Origin of the sequence: Pseudomonas antarctica, assembly GCF_001647715.1 — a bacterium.
GTDB classification, from domain to species: domain Bacteria; phylum Pseudomonadota; class Gammaproteobacteria; order Pseudomonadales; family Pseudomonadaceae; genus Aquipseudomonas; species Aquipseudomonas antarctica_A.
Genome location: NZ_CP015600.1, coordinates 6,407,781 through 6,423,904 on the forward strand (window position 1 = coordinate 6,407,781; position 16,124 = coordinate 6,423,904).

Genomic DNA, 16,124 nt, shown 5'->3' on the forward strand with positions numbered 1-16,124 from the left:
AATTCCCATGTTCGAACCTGTGGTCGCCACACTGATTACCTCGATGGCCCGCACCGTCACCGGCGCCCGTAGCCTGTGGCTGGGTTGCGCGCCGGTTCCGGTGCAACGCATTTACTTCGCCAACCACAGCAGCCACGGCGACTTTGTGCTGCTGTGGGCATCACTGCCGCAGAACCTGCGCAAATTCACGCGCCCGGTGGCCGGTAGCGATTATTGGAACAAAAGTGCCTTGCGCCGCTACATCATCAACCGCGTATTCAATGGCGTGCTGATCGACCGCGAGCGTAAAGACCCTGTGGATAACCCCTTGCAGCCCATGCTGGCCGCGCTTGAAGGCGGCGACTCGCTGATCATCTTCCCCGAAGGCACGCGCAACCTGGAAGACGGCCTGCTGCCGTTCAAAAGCGGCCTGTATCACCTGGCAAAAAGTTACCCACAGGCTGAATTGGTCCCCGTGTGGATAGCCAACCTCAACCGGGTCATGCCCAAGGGCCGCGTACTGCCGCTGCCGTTGTTGTGTACCACCAGCTTCGGCGCGCCGTTGCAATTGGAAGAAGGTGAAGACAAAGCCGCATTCCTTGCCCGTACCCGCGACGCCCTGCTTGCCCTCGCCCCGGAGCATGTCTGACATGGATAGCCAAACCTTGATGTTGTTCGGCGGGATCGGCGCGATCCTGGTGCTCGCCTCACTGATCGGACTGATCCTCAAACTGCGCACCCGTGGTACACCGAATGCGGTGATCGACAACCTCAACGCCCGCATCAACGCCTGGTGGGTGATGGTGGTGGTGATCGGCATTGCTTTCTGGCTCGGTACCGGCGCGGTGATCCTGCTGTTCTACGCGGTGTCGTTCTATGCCCTGCGCGAATTCCTCACCCTCACCCCCACGCGCCGCAGCGACTACCCGGCGCTGGTGGCCGCGTTTTACGTGGCCCTGCCCTTGCAATACGTGCTGATCTACTCGGACTGGTACGGGCTGTTCTCGATCTTTATCCCGGTGTATGTGTTCCTGCTGCTGCCGATCCTCGCGTCCCTCGGTGGCGACAGCACGCACTTCCTGGAGCGGGCCTCGAAAGTGCAATGGGGCCTGATGATCGCGGTCTTCTGCGTGTCATTCGTGCCGGCCTTGTTGACCCTCGACATCCCCGGTTATGAAGGCCGTAACCTCTTGCTGATCGCCTACCTGGTGATTGTGGTGCAACTGTCGGACGTTCTGCAGTACGTGTGCGGCAAGCTGTTCGGCAAGCACAAGATCGCGCCCAACCTGTCGCCCTCCAAAACCGTCGAAGGCTTTATTGGCGGGATTCTGCTGTCGTCCCTGATCGGAGCGGCGCTGTGGTGGACTACGCCGTTTAATCCGTGGCAGTCGTTTTTGATCGCCTTGTTGATCAACCTGTTGGGTTTTGCCGGCGGCATTGTGATGTCGGCGATCAAGCGCGACCGGGGCGTTAAGGATTGGGGGCATATGATCGAAGGACATGGCGGGATGCTGGATCGGCTGGATTCGGTGTGTTTTGCCGCGCCGATTTTCTTTCACCTCGTTCGCTACTGGTGGACCTGAGCCATACAGGCTCAAGCCCAATGCGGATCAAATGTGGGAGCTGGCTTGCCTGCTCCCACACTGGTTTTGCAGTGTTTTCCAGTCCTCAGCCCGGCAAATGTCCCAGGGGCAAGGCGCCTGGGGTTTTCACGGTCTGGATCGCGAAGTTACTGCGAATATCCCTCACCCCCGGCAGCTTCAACAGGCTGCCCGTGACGAACCGCTCATACCCACGTAAGTCCGGCACCACCACCTGCAACAAAAAGTCCGACTCCCCCGACACCAGAAACGCCGAGATCACTTCGGGCAATGCCGTCACCGCCTCGCGAAAGGCATTCGCTTCGGTGTCGTTGTGCCGCTCCACCTTCACGCCGACAAACACCATCATGCCCAGCCCCACTTCGTCGCGGTCCAGCGTGGCCTGATAACCGCGAATCACCCCGGCTTCTTCCAACAGACGCACGCGGCGCAAACAGGGGGAGGCGGACAGACCGATCGCATCAGCCAGTTGCACATTGCTCAGGCGGCCGTCCCGTTGCAGCGCTTCGAGAATCTTGCGGTCAAAAGCGTCAAGCTTGATATTTGGCATAAGTGGATGGCCGTTGGCTGTATTGGTGGCAGATAGTGCCAAGACTAGACGCTTATCCGGCTGACTTCGCAAGCACCTGCCCCGCCTTTCAACCCTAGAATTGGCCGACAAATGGTGGGAGATGAAACATGGCGCAGCTCTGGTTATTTCTGTTGGCCCTATCGGTGGCTTTCCTGTTGCCGGGGCCGGACATGATCCTGCTGCTGCAAACCGGCGCGCGCCAGGGCAAAGCCTTGGCGCTGACTACGACAATCGGCTTGGGGCTGGCCCGGGCATGCCATGTGGCGTTGGCCGGTATGGGTTTGGCGACGTTGTTCAAAGTGGCGCCGTGGACGTTTGACGTGGTGCGCCTCGGTGGCGCCGCCTACCTGTTATGGCTGGGCGTGCAATGCCTGCGTGCCAATGGGCTGACATCGTTCAACGAGAGCCAGGGCGCACCGTCGGTCCACGCCTGGCGCACGGCCTTTCAGCGCGGCCTGCTCACCAATCTGCTCAACCCCAAGGCCCTGCTGTTCTGCTCCGTGTTGCTGCCGCAATTCATCAACCCACAAGCAGGCCCGGTGGCGGCGCAGTTTGCGTTGCTCGGTGTAATCCTGGTGAGCGTCGGTTTCGCATTCGACTGCTGCTATGCCCTGGCCGGCGCGCGCATCGGCCACTGGCTGGCGCGCAATCGCTCGGCGCAGCGTGTTCAGCAGTGGTTATTTGGCAGTCTTTTGATTGGTTTTGCGGTGCGTCTTACGTTTGTGCAGCAGGCCTGAGCACGTCGGCAATTTCACGTCATCTTTTGTATCAAAGACGCGTGTAATATAGGCCGCACTTAGCCAGGGATGCTCACCATGCTCGATTCGTTGAAAGCGACCAGCCGCCGGATTCTCGGCGCTTTACTGACTGTGGTGAGTGCTCTCTTCGGCCAATGGCAACCGCCGCCCTGGCTGCGCACCCTCGGGCATGGCCTGGCAAATGTGGGCCATAAAGCACGCGCCTACCCGCGTCAGGCCGGTGCCGGGGTGTTGGGTCTGGTGTTACTGGCCGCCGCCGGCTTCTATGGCTGGCAGTGGTACTCGCACCTGCCGCAACCGCACACCGTTGGCTATTCGCTGCACAAACCGAACCTGACTGATTACACCCAGCAACCACCGGTTGTGGATAACTTGCAGGTGCGTTTCGCCGAGTCCGTGGCTCCACTGGCAGCCATTGGCAAGCCAGTCACCGAAGGCATCACCCTAAAACCTGAAGTGGCCGGCGCCTGGCGTTGGTCCGACGACCACACCTTGTTGTTCGTGCCGGAAAAAGACTGGCCCGTCGACGCCCATTACACCCTCGACCTGGCCAAGAAAAAGCTGCTGGCCGACGGTGTACTGCTCAACCAGTACAGCAGTCAGTTTTCCACTCAACCCTTCCGCGCCACCCTGGCGCAAAACGAGCTGTATCAAGACCCGTCCAACCCGACGTTGAAACAGCTGGTGGCGACTTTTCATTTTTCCCACCCGGTCGATGAAGACAGCCTGCGCAAGCGTGTATCGATAACCCTCGGCAAAGGCCTGGCCTACCGCGATGCCCAGTTACCCAACCGCCCGGAAATCACCTTCGACGACACCAGGCTCAACGCCTACGTACGCTCCGCCGCCCTGGCCACGCCACTGGAAAGCACGCCCGTCAGCGCCAAACTCGAAGAAGGGATCAAGGCCCGCGACGGCGGCAACGCCAGCACCGCTCCGCTGGTCTCTGAGGTCACCGTGCCCGGTCGCTATCGCCTGACCTTTACCGGCGCCGAAGTGAGCTTTGTCGACAACGCGCGCGCTGAACCGGAACCCGTGCTGATGTTCAGCAGTTCCAGCGCCGTGGCCGATGACACCATCGCAGGTAAGGTCCAGGCCTGGCTGCTGCCGGAAAAAGCCCAGGACGATACCCGCCCCTATTACAGCAACGAGATCGACGATGCTCTGCTGGCCCGTAGTTCAAAGGTCACCCTGACCCACGTGCCCAGCGTCGAACCACTGAATACGCTTCACGCCTTCAAGTTCAAGGCTCCCGCAGGCCGCGCGCTGTATGTGCGCGTTCCCGCGAACCTGGAAGCCATCGGCGGCTACCTGGCGAAAGACCCTACGGCGTCGCTGATCAGCATGCCGGCGTACCCACGCACTTTGCAGTTCCTGTCTGACGGCGCCTTGCTCAGCCTCAACGGCGAAAAACGCCTGGGCTTCATGGCCCGCGGCGTGCCCGGCGCCCATGTGGAAATCGCCCGGCTGCTGCCCAATCAGTTGCAGCACCTGGTGGACCAGAGCAGCGGCAGCTTCGCCCGTCCGAATTTTGGCAATGATTACTTCGACCGTATGGTGGAGCGTCAGTCGCTGGATATTCCGCTGTCGTCCAATGACCCGGCGAAAACCGTCTACGACAACGTCGACCTGAGCCACTACCTCACCGCCAACGGCGGTCGTCGCGGCATCTTTGTGCTCAAGCTCAGCCCTCAGGATGACCCCGCCGAGCGCACGTTCGATTACTCACGCAGCAGCACCAGCGACTTGCGCTTCATCGTGGTCACCGACCTTGGCATCATCGCCAAACGCTCCAGCGACGGCAGCCATGATGTCTACGTGCAGTCCATTGGCAACGGCTCGCCGGTGGCCGACGCACAAGTCGACATCATTGGTCGTAACGGTTTGCCGGTCAGCAGCGGCCGCACCGATGCCGAAGGCCATGCGCATTTCGCCAAGCTGGATGAACTGCGCCGTGAGAAAACGCCGCTGATGTATGTCGTCACTCGCGGCAATGACCAGTCGTTCCTGCCGATTGCCCGTCAGTCGCAACAGCTGGATTTGTCGCGCTTTGATGTAGGCGGTTTGGAAGAAGACGGCGCGATTGATCGCCTCAGCGCCTACCTGTTCACCGACCGCGGCCTGTATCGGCCCGGCGAAACGGCGCACCTGGGCATGATCGTGCGCAGCGGCAATTGGAAAGGCGCATTACAAGGCCTGCCGGTGGAGCTGCAAATCACCGACCCACGTGGCCTGGAAGTCATTCGCCAGCCGCTGAAACTGTCCACCAGCGGTTTTGAAACCTTTGATTTCCCCAGCAGCGAAGTCGCCCCCGCCGGGGATTACACCGCGACCTTGCAGTTGATTGGCCAGAAAAACACGCGCACCGACCTGGGCAGTGTCAGCTTCAAGGTCCGCGATTTCGAGCCAGACCGCATGAAGGTCAGCCTGAGCCTGCACGACACTCCGGTGTTGGGCTGGATTCCACCGGACCAGGTGGTGGCCAAAGTCACCGCGATGCACCTGTTCGGCGCCCCGGCGTCCGGCCGTCGCGTCACCGCCAAAATGTCCCTGAGCCCCACGCTGGCGGCCTTCGACCGTTACCCCGATTACCGCTTCCGCCTCAACGATTCGCTGGAAGAAGCCAGCACCGAAGACCTGGCGGAAACCACTGTCGACGACAACGGCCAGGCGGTGCTCGACCTCAACTTGCAACGCTTCGCCAACAGCACCTATCGCCTGCAAGTGATGACCCAAGTGTTCGAAGCTGAAGGTGGCCGTAACGTTGCAGCGCAAAATGCGCTGCTGGTGTCATCCGCACCTTATCTGGTCGGTGTGAAAAGTCAGGATTCGCTGTCGTACGTCGCCAAAGACGCCCCACGCCAAGTGCAATGGCTGGCCGTGGCGCCGGACCTTACACCCGTGGCGGTGGACGGCCTGACCAGCGAAGTCATCGAGCACCGCTATGTGTCGGTGCTGGTAAAACAGTCCAACGGCACCTACAAGTACGAGTCGCGCATCAAGAACATCAGCCAACCGGCCTCGCCGCTGGTGATGACCAAGGAAGGCGCCAAGCAGACCTTGAACACCGGCACGCCGGGCGATTTCACCCTGCAACTCAAGGACGCCAACGGCAACCTGCTCAACCAGATCGACTACAGCGTGGCCGGGCGCGGCAACACCTCGCGCTCCCTGGAGCGTAACGCCGAGTTGCAATTGCGCCTGGATAAACGCAGCTACGCCACGGGTGACGAGATCGCAATCAGCATTCGCGCGCCATACACCGGCGCCGGCTTGATCACCATCGAGCGTGACAAGGTTTACACACAGCAGTGGTTCAAGGCCGACAGCACCAACAGCGTGCAACATATCCGCGTGCCTGCAGGGCTCGAGGGCAATGCCTACGTCAACGTGCAGTTCGTGCGGGACATCGGCTCGTCCGAGGTCTACATGAGCCCGTTGTCCTATGGCGTGGTGCCGTTCAGCATCAACCTGGATGCACGGCGCATGGCGCTGAAAGTCGAAGGCCCGGCGAAGATTGAGCCGGGGCAGACCCTGGATATCAAGGTCACTGCCGACCGCCCAGGCCGCGCGGTGGTCTACGCGGTGGACGAAGGTATCCTGCAAGTGGCGCGCTATCAGACGCCAGACCCATTGGGCTTCTTCTTCCAGAAGCGTGCGCTTGAAGTCGGCACCAGTCAGATTCTTGACCTGATCTTGCCGGAATTCAGCCGCCTGCTCAGTGGGGCGGCGCCCGGCGGCGATACAGAAGGCGGCCTGGCCAATCATCTGAACCCGTTCAAGCGTAAACATCAGCCGCCGGTGGCATGGTGGTCTGGGCTGGTGGACTTGCCCGCCGGTGAAACCGTGCTGCATTACCAGGTGCCGGACAGCTTCAACGGCAAGCTGCACCTGTTTGCGGTGGCGGTGGATGCCGACAGCGTCGGTGTCAGCGAGGCCAATACCGAGGTGCGCGGGCCGATTGTGATTACGCCGAACGTACCGGCTTTTGTGGCGCCGGGAGATGTGTTCAATGTAAGCGCCGGGGTGTTCAGCAACCTGGATGCTGCGGCGGATGTGAAGTTTGAAGTGCAGACTAGCGACGGCCTCAACGTGCAGGGCGACAAGGGCAGCACCTTGTCCCTGCAACCGCGCAAGGAAGGCACGGCAGAGTTCAAGATCAAGGTCGGCGAAACCCTCGGCTCGGCGGACCTGCGTTTTATCGCGGTATTGCCGGACGGCAAACGCATTCAGGTCGCGGAAACCACGTCGATCCGCCCACTGAGCGAGCATCGCGTGGCCCTGAGCCTGGGTCGCTTCGACAGCGCCAGCAAAGAACTCAAGCCAACGCGTGAACTGTTCAGCCAATTACGTGATGTGCAACTGGGTGTGGCGGCCTCGCCGCTGGTGTGGGCCAACGGCCTCAAGCATTACCTGGATGACTACGGGTATGCCTGCACCGAGCAACTGGTGTCCAAGGCCATGCCGGCGTTGATCTGGGGTGGCACTGCGCCAGAAGCCGAGCAAGCGTTCAGCGGCGCGGTACGCATGCTGCGCCAACGCCAGAACTCGGCCGGCGGCTTTGGCTTGTGGGCGGCCAACCCGGACGTGGCGCCGTACGCCAGTCTGTACGCCACTGACTTCCTGATCGAAGCCAGGGAGCGCGGGCTACCGGTGCCGGAAGACCTGCTGGTACGCGCCAACACGTATCTGACAGACCTGGCCAATGGTCCGAGCGAAGGCCTGTCGGAATTGCGCAACCGTGCCTACGCCAGCTACTTGCTGAGCCGTCAGGGGATTCTGGTGAGCGGCGCCCTGAGCGATATCCGCGAGCGCTACGAGAACTACTTCAAGGACACTTGGCAGAACGACCTGGGCGCCGCCTACCTGGCTGCCAGCTACAAGCTGCTTAAGCAAGATCGCCAGGCGGATGCATTGTTCCGCAAAATCCCGTGGCGTTCCCTTGTGGATAAGTGGGACAGCGATGGCCTGTATTACGACCCGCTGGTGCATGATGCTGAACACTTGCACCTGCTGGCGCGTCATTTCCCCGAGTTGCTGGGCGATGTGCCGACGGCGTTGCTGGACAAACTCGGCAAGCGCCTCAACGAACAGCGTTACAACTCGCTGTCGGCCGCCCTGTTGCTGCGCGCTCTGGATAACTATGGCCAGCGTGCGCAAAGCGACATGACCCTCAAGGCCACCGCCTGGTTGGGTGACAAGCAACAGCAACTGCTGGAAATGGCCGGCCAGCCACCGCGCGCCGCCGTGCCGGGCAGCACGCAGAAACTGGTGATGGAAAAAACCGACGGCCCGGCCGCGTTCTACATGCTCAGCGAAGCCGGCTTCGACAAAGGTACCCAGCTCAAGCCAATCAACAACGGCCTGGAAATCATCCACGAGTACCTCGACCTTAAAGGCGAGCCGGTGAGCAAAGTCGCAGTAGGCGATGAGTTCCTGGTGCGTCTGCGTCTGCGCGCCACCGACCGTGATCAAGTGCAGCAAGTGGCCGTGGTCGACCTGCTGCCGGGTGGCGTCGAGCCTGTGTATAACTTGCCGCCGGAGCCGGAAGCCGCCAGTACCGATGAAAGCGAGGGTGAAGACTCCGAATACGCCGAAACCGCAGACGGCGAAGAAGCGGACGCCTGGCAGGCGCCCATCGGCGAGACCGAGTTGAGCAATTGGCAGCCGGACTATGTGGATGTGCGTGACGATCGCGTAGTGTTGTACGGCACCGCGCTGCGCGATGTAGGCACGTTCGTCTACCGCGTACGCGCCACCAACGCAGGTACGTTCAATACGCCACCGGCCTATGCCGAAGGTATGTACGAAACCACCCTGCAAGGGCGCGGCAAAGTAGGCCAGCTTGAAATTACCAAGCCTTAAGCGCCTGACGCCGCTGCTGGCAGCGGCGGTGGTACTGGCGGGGCTGCGGCTGTGGCCCCATGCCCCGCTGGAACACGCCGTGACCTCGTCACGGGTAGTGCTGGCCGACGACGGCTCGCTGCTGCGCATGACGTTGGCGGACGACGGACAGTACCGCCTGTGGCTGCCCCTCGAGCGTATGTCGCCGTCACTGGTCGAGGCGTTGCTGCTCAAGGAAGACCGCAATTTCTACTGGCACCCGGGTATTAATCCCCCCGCGTTGCTGCGCGCGGCCGCGACCACCTACAGCGGCGGCCAGCGCCAGGGCGGCTCGACACTGACCATGCAACTGGCGCGGCGCCTGTGGGACCTCAACACTCGCCAAGTACCGGGCAAGTTGCAGCAGATGGCGTTGGCGCTGTGGCTGGAAGCGCGCTACAGCAAGCACGACATCCTTGAGGCGTACCTGAACCTGGCGCCCATGGGCGGCAATATCGACGGTGCCGAAGCGGCCAGTCGCATTTATTTCGGCAAGTCGGCGGCGCAGTTGTCGTTGTCCGAAGCCTTGGCGCTGGCGGTGATTCCGCAACAGCCGGGTCGGCGCGCGCGCTTCGGGCCATCGCTGCAAAACGCACGGCTGCGGTTGATGACCGAATGGCGCGGAACTTATCCACAGGACCCGCGCAACGACAGTTTGCTCGACTTGCCCCTGGAGGCGCGCAACCGCCAGCAGATTCCTTTTCTGGCGCCACATGTGAGTGAACAACTGTTGGCGTCCCAGGCCGGCAACGAACTCAACACCACCCTTAACCTGCCCTTACAGCAATTGCTCGAACGCCTGATCACAGGCTTTATTGCCGAACGGCGCAGCACAGGTGTGGAAAACGCCACAGCAATTCTGATCGACAGTCGCGACCAGAGCGTCAAGGCCTTGGTGGGTTCGGCGGATTACTTATCCACAAGCATCCACGGCCAGGTCAACGGAGTGTTGTCCCGCCGCTCACCTGGGTCGACGCTCAAGCCATTTCTGTATGGGCTGGCGCTGGATCAGGGGGTGATCCACCCCATGAGTATCCTCAAGGACTTGCCGAGTAACTTCGGCTACTTCCAGCCGGAAAATTTCGACGGTAGCTTTGTCGGGCCGCTGACAGCGCGGGATGCTTTGATCCGTAGTCGCAACATCCCGGCGGTATGGCTCGCCAGCCAAGTGCAGTCGCCTTCGCTGTATGGGTTGCTGCAACGTGCCGGCATCAAAGGGTTGCGCAACGAAAGCCATTACGGCCTGGCGCTGGCCTTGGGCGGCGGCGAGATGACGCCGGAAGAGCTGGCGCGCCTGTATGTGATGCTGGCCGGTGACGGGCATTTGCGGCCGTTGCGGTATTTGCAGGAGCAACCGCAATCCACGGGCGCGCAGCTGCTCACGCCCCAAGCCGCGTTTATGGTGCGCGACATGCTTCGGCGCAACCCACGCCCGGACGGTTTGCCCGGCCGCCACTGGCGCACCGCCTGGAAAACCGGCACGTCCTGGGGCTTTCACGATGCCTGGAGCGCAGGCTTGGTCGGCCCGTACGTGCTGGTGGTGTGGGTGGGTAACTTTGATGGCCGACCGAACCCGGCGTTTATCGGTGCCAAGACCGCTGCGCCGTTGTTCTTTCGGATCGCCGACGCCTTGCCTCTGGCGCTGCCCAATGTCGTGATTAAAGCCGAAAAACCGCCCGCCGGGCTGGTGCGCATCGATGTGTGCGCCGCCTCCGGCGAGTTACCCAACCACTGGTGCCCGCAAACTCGCAAGACTTGGTACATTCCCGGCGTGTCACCGATTCGCGTGTCTAACCTGCACCGCCCGGTACTGATCGACACGCGTACGGGCAAGGCCGCGTGCCCACCGTTCGATGCGCAATACACCCGCGAAGAAGTCTTCGAGTTCTGGCCCAGTGACGTGCAGCGCCTGTACCGTGCGGCTGGCCTGCCTCGACGTACGCCGCCCAACGTAATGAAGAACTGCCAACCCAACCGCATCAGCGATCAAAGCGAAGCGCCGCAGATACGCTCGCCGCTGACGCAAGTGAGTTATCAGTTGCGCCTGTCCCAGCCCCAGGAAAGTATCCCGCTCACTGCCAACGCGGCCAGCGATGCGGCGACGCTGTATTGGTTTGCCAACCAGACCCTGATCGGCCAGGGCCCGCCACAAACCACACTGAACTGGCGGCCGGGCAAGTCGGGGGAATACCGGTTGCGGGTCAGTGATGATCAGGGGCGCAGTGCGAGCCGGGGCTTAAAGGTGGAATTTGTGCCGTGATCAGGCGTCTTCGTCGCCGAAACCGGCTTTACCGACGCGCTTTGCAAAATGGTTGTACGCCGCACCCAGCTTCCGTTGCTCGAAGATTGAAAACACCAAGGTACCCAGCAGGATCAGCATCCACACCAGAAACAGCTTCAAGGTATCCACCTGAGCAACGAACAGCAGTAAGGTCACTACGCCGCCGATGATCATGCCCAGCCCCATCCACGCCCCCAGGACACGGCCGACGGCCAGGCGCATGCCTTGGGGCAGGACAAGGCGGGTTGCCATCATCACCACGATGAGCGTCAGGAAGAAGCCAAACGCGGCCATGAAGGGAATCGGGAAACCGCCCTCGCGGTACAACCAGGCCAGCAGTCGATACACCGGGCCCAATGGCTCCATCTGTTGATAGGTATCGGGGCCCGGCAAATGCAATTGGGCAAAATGCGCAGGCGTCATGGCCATGATGCCAACCCCGATCATCCCTATGATTGCGGCATAGAAACCGCCGGCGCGCCACAATGGCGCCAGCACCCGGGTATTTTCCACATCCTGGGTTTGCGAAAGGCCGAACACCGCGTTGCGCTGTTTGCCCTGGGCGATCACCGGCTTGCCCTCGTGCTCGCAGGCGTCGCCGATCAGCATCACATCCAGGTCCAGGACCAGCAGGATTTCACCTTGGCGTCGTGAGCTGCCGACGAGTTCATAGTCGTCAGGCGATTTGTTGCCGAACAGGTCAATACCCTCGGCCATCACGCGGATCTCACCTGTGGCGTCCTGTAGCCGAAAGTCATTGCAGCGCGCCTCTCCGGACACCCGGCTCCAACTCCAGAGGCCGTCGTCGTCTTTCTTGCCGTCTTCGACAATCCAGACATACCCCACGCATGGCGTGCCATTGACCGGCGACAGCAGGGTCTTGTCAGCAATCACTGTGCCGCGTACCTCCACCAGACCCATCGCCAGCGACCGAATCTGGCTGGTGGCCAGCCGCTGTTCGGTTTTGTAAAAGTTGGGACCAAAGCTCGCCAGCAAGCCGACCAGAATGCCGACTGGAAAAAACAGCGCGATGAAGAGGTTCGGGGCATACACAATCAAACTGATAAAACCCGCGACCAACGCCAGTGCCAGCAGGGTTTTCCACAGCGGTTTTTTCACAACCTCACCGACCTGAGTGGTTTTCATGCCCCGGGCACCTCAAGCTTCACACCCTCGTAGCGGGTTTCTTCAGCACTGATGGCCAACAAGGGAATGCGCTGATAGCTGAGCATTCGCGCAAAGAACAGGTCGGGGAACACCGCGATGGCGATGTTGTAGAGGTTGACCGACTCGTTGAAGAACTCACGTCGGTCGGCAATTCGCTCCTCCACGGCCGAGATGGCCTGCTGCAACTCAACCATGTTCGGTCCTGAGATCAGCGCGGGGTAACTCTCCGCCACCGCAATCACCGACTTGAGGGCCGCATTGAGCTGGTTGGACGCGTCGACCTTGTCGTTAAGGCTGCTGGCGTTGAGGTATTGAGTCCGCGCGTCGCTGAGGCGGGTGAACAGCGCGTTCTCATGGTTCATGGCGGTCTGCACCACGCGCATCAAGTCGGGAATCTGGTCGGCCCGTTGCTTGAGCAGTACGTCGATGTTGGCGAACGCCTTATCCACATCGTTACGCCGCATCACCAGGCCGTTATAGACCCCGACCATCCAGCCGACCAGGCCCACGACAATGATCAGCACGACGATGCCGGCGATTAGCAGTTCTATGTTCATGGTGACGGCGTCCCTGGCTGAGTTATCCACAGGGAAGCATTCTAGGGGTTAGCCTGACTGCGCGCCCGGTAGTAGCCCACAGATTCGACAAGAGGTCGTTGATTCAACGAGACGCTCGCCGTTACTCAGTAAACTCGATGTAGCTGGACTCCCCACCGCCTGTCGCACCCGACAACCATCCCCATACAAACGTCAGCGTGGTGCGCCCGGCATGATCAACGCTTACCGTGCCGCGAGACCAACCGGCGAGGAGTTCACCTTCGGTGGTCAAGCATTGGTAAAGAAGTTCGAGGGTGTTGGGTCCTGTTACGCGCCCGACCTGCTGACCCATGCGTATCCGGCCGCCTTGGTAAGTGCCCGAAATGGCATCTCCTTCCACCTGGTAATGAAATGCCGTCCCTGAGCCGGAAAGCCCTTGAGTGTTGTTCGCGACCGTAAATCGGCGATTGTTCAAGCGCTCGTGGACGCGGGAGGAGGTTTGCATGAAATCGCATCCTATCGTTGGAGCCTGAAGCCCTTGCGGGCCTCCAGGCGCGTGGCGTGTTACTCCACCGTCACCGACTTCGCCAGGTTACGCGGCTGGTCCACGTCGGTGCCCTTGAGCACCGCTACGTAGTACGACAGCAACTGCAGCGGGATGGTGTAGAGGATCGGCGACAGGGTGTCGTGGATGTGCGGCATGTTGATGACGTGGGTGCCTTCACCATTGGTCATACCGGCTTTCTCGTCGGCGAACACGATCAGTTGGCCGCCACGGGCACGCACTTCCTGCAGGTTGGATTTGAGCTTTTCCAGCAGTTCGTTGTTCGGCGCGACGGTGACCACCGGCATGTCGTCATCCACCAGGGCCAGCGGGCCATGTTTCAGCTCACCGGCCGGGTAGGCTTCGGCGTGGATGTAGGAGATTTCCTTGAGTTTCAGCGAGCCTTCCATGGCCACCGGGTACTGCGCGCCACGGCCGAGGAACAGGGTGTGGTTTTTGTCGGCGAACAGTTCGGCGACTTTTTCCACGGTGCTGTCCATGGCCAGGGCTTCACCCAGGCGGGTCGGCAGGCGGCGCAGTTCTTCCACCAGGGTGGCTTCGACGCCTTCGGCGAGGGTGCCGCGAACCTGGCCCAGGGACAGGGTCAGCAGCAACAGGCCTACCAGTTGGGTGGTGAAGGCTTTGGTGGACGCCACGCCGATTTCGCGACCGGCCTGGGTCAACAGGGTCAGGTCGGACTCGCGCACCAGGGAGCTGATGCTGACGTTGCAGATCGCCAGGCTGGCGAGGAAGCCCAGCTCTTTGGCGTTGCGCAGTGCGGCCAGGGTGTCGGCGGTTTCGCCGGACTGGGAGATGGTCACAAACAGGGTGTCTGGCTGCACCACGACCTTGCGGTAGCGGAATTCGCTGGCGACTTCGACCTGGCAAGGGATGCCGGCCAGTTCTTCCAGCCAGTAACGCGCAACCATACCCGCGTGGTAGCTGGTGCCGCAGGCGACGATCTGCACGTTGCGCACTTTGGCGAACAGCTCGGCCGCTTGCGGGCCGAATGCATTGACCAGCACTTGGTTCTGGCTCAAGCGACCTTCCAGCGTGCGTTGCACCACGGAAGGTTGCTCGTGGATTTCCTTGAGCATGAAGTGGCGGAACGCGCCTTTGTCGGCGGCTTCGGCGCCGTCGCGGTATTGCACGGCTTCGCGTTCGACGGAATTGCCGTTGACGTCCCAGATCGCCACGCTTTCACGGCGGATGTCGGCGATATCGCCTTCTTCCAGGTACACGAAGCGGTCGGTGACCTGGCGCAGGGCCAGTTGGTCGGAGGCGAGGAAGTTTTCCCCCAGGCCCAGGCCGATCACCAACGGGCTGCCACTGCGGGCGGCAACCACGCGGTCGGGTTGGCTGGCGCTGACCACGGCCAGGCCGTAGGCGCCGTGCAGTTCCTTGACGGTGGCCTTGAGGGCAACGGTCAGGTCGCCGAGGTCCTTGAGCTTGTGGTTCAGCAGGTGAGCGATGACTTCGGTGTCGGTGTCCGAGGTGAACACGTAGCCCAGGCCCTTGAGCTGTTCGCGCAGCACTTCGTGGTTTTCGATGATGCCGTTGTGCACCACCGCCAGGTCGCCGGAAAAGTGCGGGTGGGCATTACGCTCGCACGGCGCCCCGTGGGTGGCCCAGCGGGTGTGAGCAATGCCCAGACGGCCGACCAGCGGCTCGCCGAGCAGCGCTTGCTCCAGCTCAGCGACCTTGCCCGGGCGACGCATGCGCTCAAGCTTGCCGGCGTTGGTGAAAACGGCCACACCGGCGCTGTCGTAGCCGCGGTATTCCAGGCGCTTGAGGCCTTCGAGCAAGATGGCGGTGACGTTGCGTTCAGCGACTGCGCCTACAATTCCACACATGGTATGTCTCCTAGATGATTGCCGCGCATATCAGCGTAATGCCGCGGGCTTGAATCTGGTCGCGGGCCTCAAGCGGCAGGCGATCATCGGTGATAAGGGTATGGACGCTGCTCCAGGGCAGTTCCAGGTTGGGAATCTTGCGGCCAATCTTGTCGGATTCGACCATCACCACCACTTCACGCGCGACCTCGGCCATCACACGGCTCAGGCCCAACAATTCGTTGAAGGTGGTAGTACCGCGCTCCAAATCGATGCCGTCAGCGCCGATGAATAATTGATCAAAGTCGTAGGAACGCAGCACTTGCTCGGCGACCTGGCCCTGGAACGAATCCGAATGCGGGTCCCAGGTGCCGCCCGTCATCAACAGCACCGGCTCGTGTTCCAGTTCGCTCAAGGCGCTGGCCACGTGCAGGGAGTTGGTCATTACGACCAGACCCGGCTGGTGGCCCAGCTCAGGGATCATGGCGGCGGTGGTGCTGCCGCTGTCGATGATGATGCGCGCGTGTTCACGTAGACGCATGACGGCTGCACGGGCGATGGCGCGCTTGTAGGCCGAAATGGGCTGGGCGGCATCGCCCACCAGTTCCTGGGGCATGGTGATCGCGCCACCGTAACGGCGCAGCAACAGGCCGTTGCTCTCCAGAGCGGCCAGGTCCTTGCGGATGGTCACTTCTGAGGTTTCGAAACGTTTGGCCAATTCGTCCACGCTGACTTCGCCCTGTTCATTGAGCATCGTCAGAATGTTGTGGCGTCGTTGGGGTGTATTTCGTTTCGACATGATGATCTTAAGTTTCGTTTCGAAAGATAACGAAGGCAATCAAAACCTATTGGCAGGAAATCGTCAAGCAGATCGAAAAGTCTTTTTGATACAACACTGAGCAAAATGTGGGAGCGGGCTTGCTCGCGAATGCGGTGTGTCAGTCAACTTTTCAGTGCCTGACCCGACGCTTT

The 16,124-nt window shown here is 61.2% G+C and carries 11 protein-coding genes; 5 read left to right on the forward strand and 6 right to left on the reverse strand.

Translation table 11 applies throughout. The annotated features are described in order from the left end of the window. Window positions 1-7: 7 nt before the first annotated feature. Window positions 8-628 (forward strand): lysophospholipid acyltransferase family protein, encoded by a 621-nt coding sequence (locus tag A7J50_RS29210; RefSeq protein WP_064454813.1) that lies wholly within the window; start codon window positions 8-10, stop codon window positions 626-628. Between the two features lies 1 nt (window position 629). Beyond that, window positions 630-1,562 carry a phosphatidate cytidylyltransferase gene (locus tag A7J50_RS29215; protein ID WP_064454814.1) on the forward strand — a complete coding sequence of 311 codons (933 nt, stop codon included), beginning with the start codon at window positions 630-632 and terminating at the stop codon, window positions 1,560-1,562. Window positions 1,563-1,647: 85 nt separating this feature from the next. On the opposite strand, the gene A7J50_RS29220 is transcribed toward A7J50_RS29215, so the two are convergent. Further along, on the reverse strand, window positions 1,648-2,121 hold the full coding sequence (locus tag A7J50_RS29220; protein ID WP_064455031.1) for an Lrp/AsnC family transcriptional regulator: 474 nt from the start codon (window positions 2,119-2,121) through the stop codon (window positions 1,648-1,650). A 137-nt stretch (window positions 2,122-2,258) separates the two neighbouring features. On the opposite strand from A7J50_RS29220, the gene A7J50_RS29225 reads away from it, so the two are divergent. The 3 genes from A7J50_RS29225 to pbpC all read left to right on the forward strand — a co-directional run bounded on the left by A7J50_RS29225 (window position 2,259) and on the right by pbpC (window position 11,052). Continuing rightward, entirely contained in the window at window positions 2,259-2,888 is a 630-nt protein-coding gene (locus A7J50_RS29225; protein ID WP_064454815.1) for a LysE family translocator, read from the forward strand. 78 nt (window positions 2,889-2,966) lie between these two features. Next, window positions 2,967-8,774 (forward strand): alpha-2-macroglobulin, encoded by a 5,808-nt coding sequence (locus A7J50_RS29230; RefSeq protein WP_064455032.1) that lies wholly within the window; start codon window positions 2,967-2,969, stop codon window positions 8,772-8,774. Further along, window positions 8,755-11,052 (forward strand): penicillin-binding protein 1C, encoded by a 2,298-nt coding sequence (gene pbpC, locus A7J50_RS29235; protein ID WP_064454816.1) that lies wholly within the window; start codon window positions 8,755-8,757, stop codon window positions 11,050-11,052. The genes A7J50_RS29230 and pbpC overlap by 20 nt, the downstream gene beginning before the upstream one ends. Here pbpC and A7J50_RS29240 read toward each other — a convergent pair whose 3' ends face one another. The 5 genes from A7J50_RS29240 to A7J50_RS29260 form a co-directional block, all read right to left on the reverse strand. Then, complete coding sequence (locus tag A7J50_RS29240; protein WP_064454817.1) at window positions 11,053-12,219, reverse strand: hypothetical protein; 1,167 nt, start codon at window positions 12,217-12,219, stop codon at window positions 11,053-11,055. Next, on the reverse strand, window positions 12,216-12,797 hold the full coding sequence (locus A7J50_RS29245; protein WP_064454818.1) for a LemA family protein: 582 nt from the start codon (window positions 12,795-12,797) through the stop codon (window positions 12,216-12,218). The genes A7J50_RS29240 and A7J50_RS29245 overlap by 4 nt, the downstream gene beginning before the upstream one ends. Window positions 12,798-12,918: 121 nt before the next feature. Continuing rightward, entirely contained in the window at window positions 12,919-13,281 is a 363-nt protein-coding gene (locus tag A7J50_RS29250) for a hypothetical protein (protein WP_064454819.1), read from the reverse strand. Window positions 13,282-13,340: 59 nt separating this feature from the next. Then, window positions 13,341-15,173: a glutamine--fructose-6-phosphate transaminase (isomerizing) gene (glmS, locus tag A7J50_RS29255; RefSeq protein ID WP_064454820.1), complete on the reverse strand. Its 1,833-nt coding sequence runs from the start codon at window positions 15,171-15,173 to the stop codon at window positions 13,341-13,343. Between the two features lie 10 nt (window positions 15,174-15,183). Beyond that, complete coding sequence (locus A7J50_RS29260) at window positions 15,184-15,954, reverse strand: DeoR/GlpR family DNA-binding transcription regulator (RefSeq protein WP_208604482.1); 771 nt, start codon at window positions 15,952-15,954, stop codon at window positions 15,184-15,186. Window positions 15,955-16,124: the final 170 nt, after the last annotated feature.

Coding starts and splice junctions, on each gene's coding strand:
- A7J50_RS29250 (WP_064454819.1), bottom strand. CDS start 13,281: ATGCAAACCTCCTCCCGCGTCCACGAGCGCTTGAACAATCGCCGATTT.
- A7J50_RS29245 (WP_064454818.1), bottom strand. CDS start 12,797: ATGAACATAGAACTGCTAATCGCCGGCATCGTCGTGCTGATCATTGTC.
- A7J50_RS29230 (WP_064455032.1), top strand. CDS start 2,967: ATGCTCGATTCGTTGAAAGCGACCAGCCGCCGGATTCTCGGCGCTTTA.
- A7J50_RS29225 (WP_064454815.1), top strand. CDS start 2,259: ATGGCGCAGCTCTGGTTATTTCTGTTGGCCCTATCGGTGGCTTTCCTG.
- A7J50_RS29240 (WP_064454817.1), bottom strand. CDS start 12,219: ATGAAAACCACTCAGGTCGGTGAGGTTGTGAAAAAACCGCTGTGGAAA.
- A7J50_RS29210 (WP_064454813.1), top strand. CDS start 8: ATGTTCGAACCTGTGGTCGCCACACTGATTACCTCGATGGCCCGCACC.
- glmS (WP_064454820.1), bottom strand. CDS start 15,173: ATGTGTGGAATTGTAGGCGCAGTCGCTGAACGCAACGTCACCGCCATC.
- A7J50_RS29215 (WP_064454814.1), top strand. CDS start 630: ATGGATAGCCAAACCTTGATGTTGTTCGGCGGGATCGGCGCGATCCTG.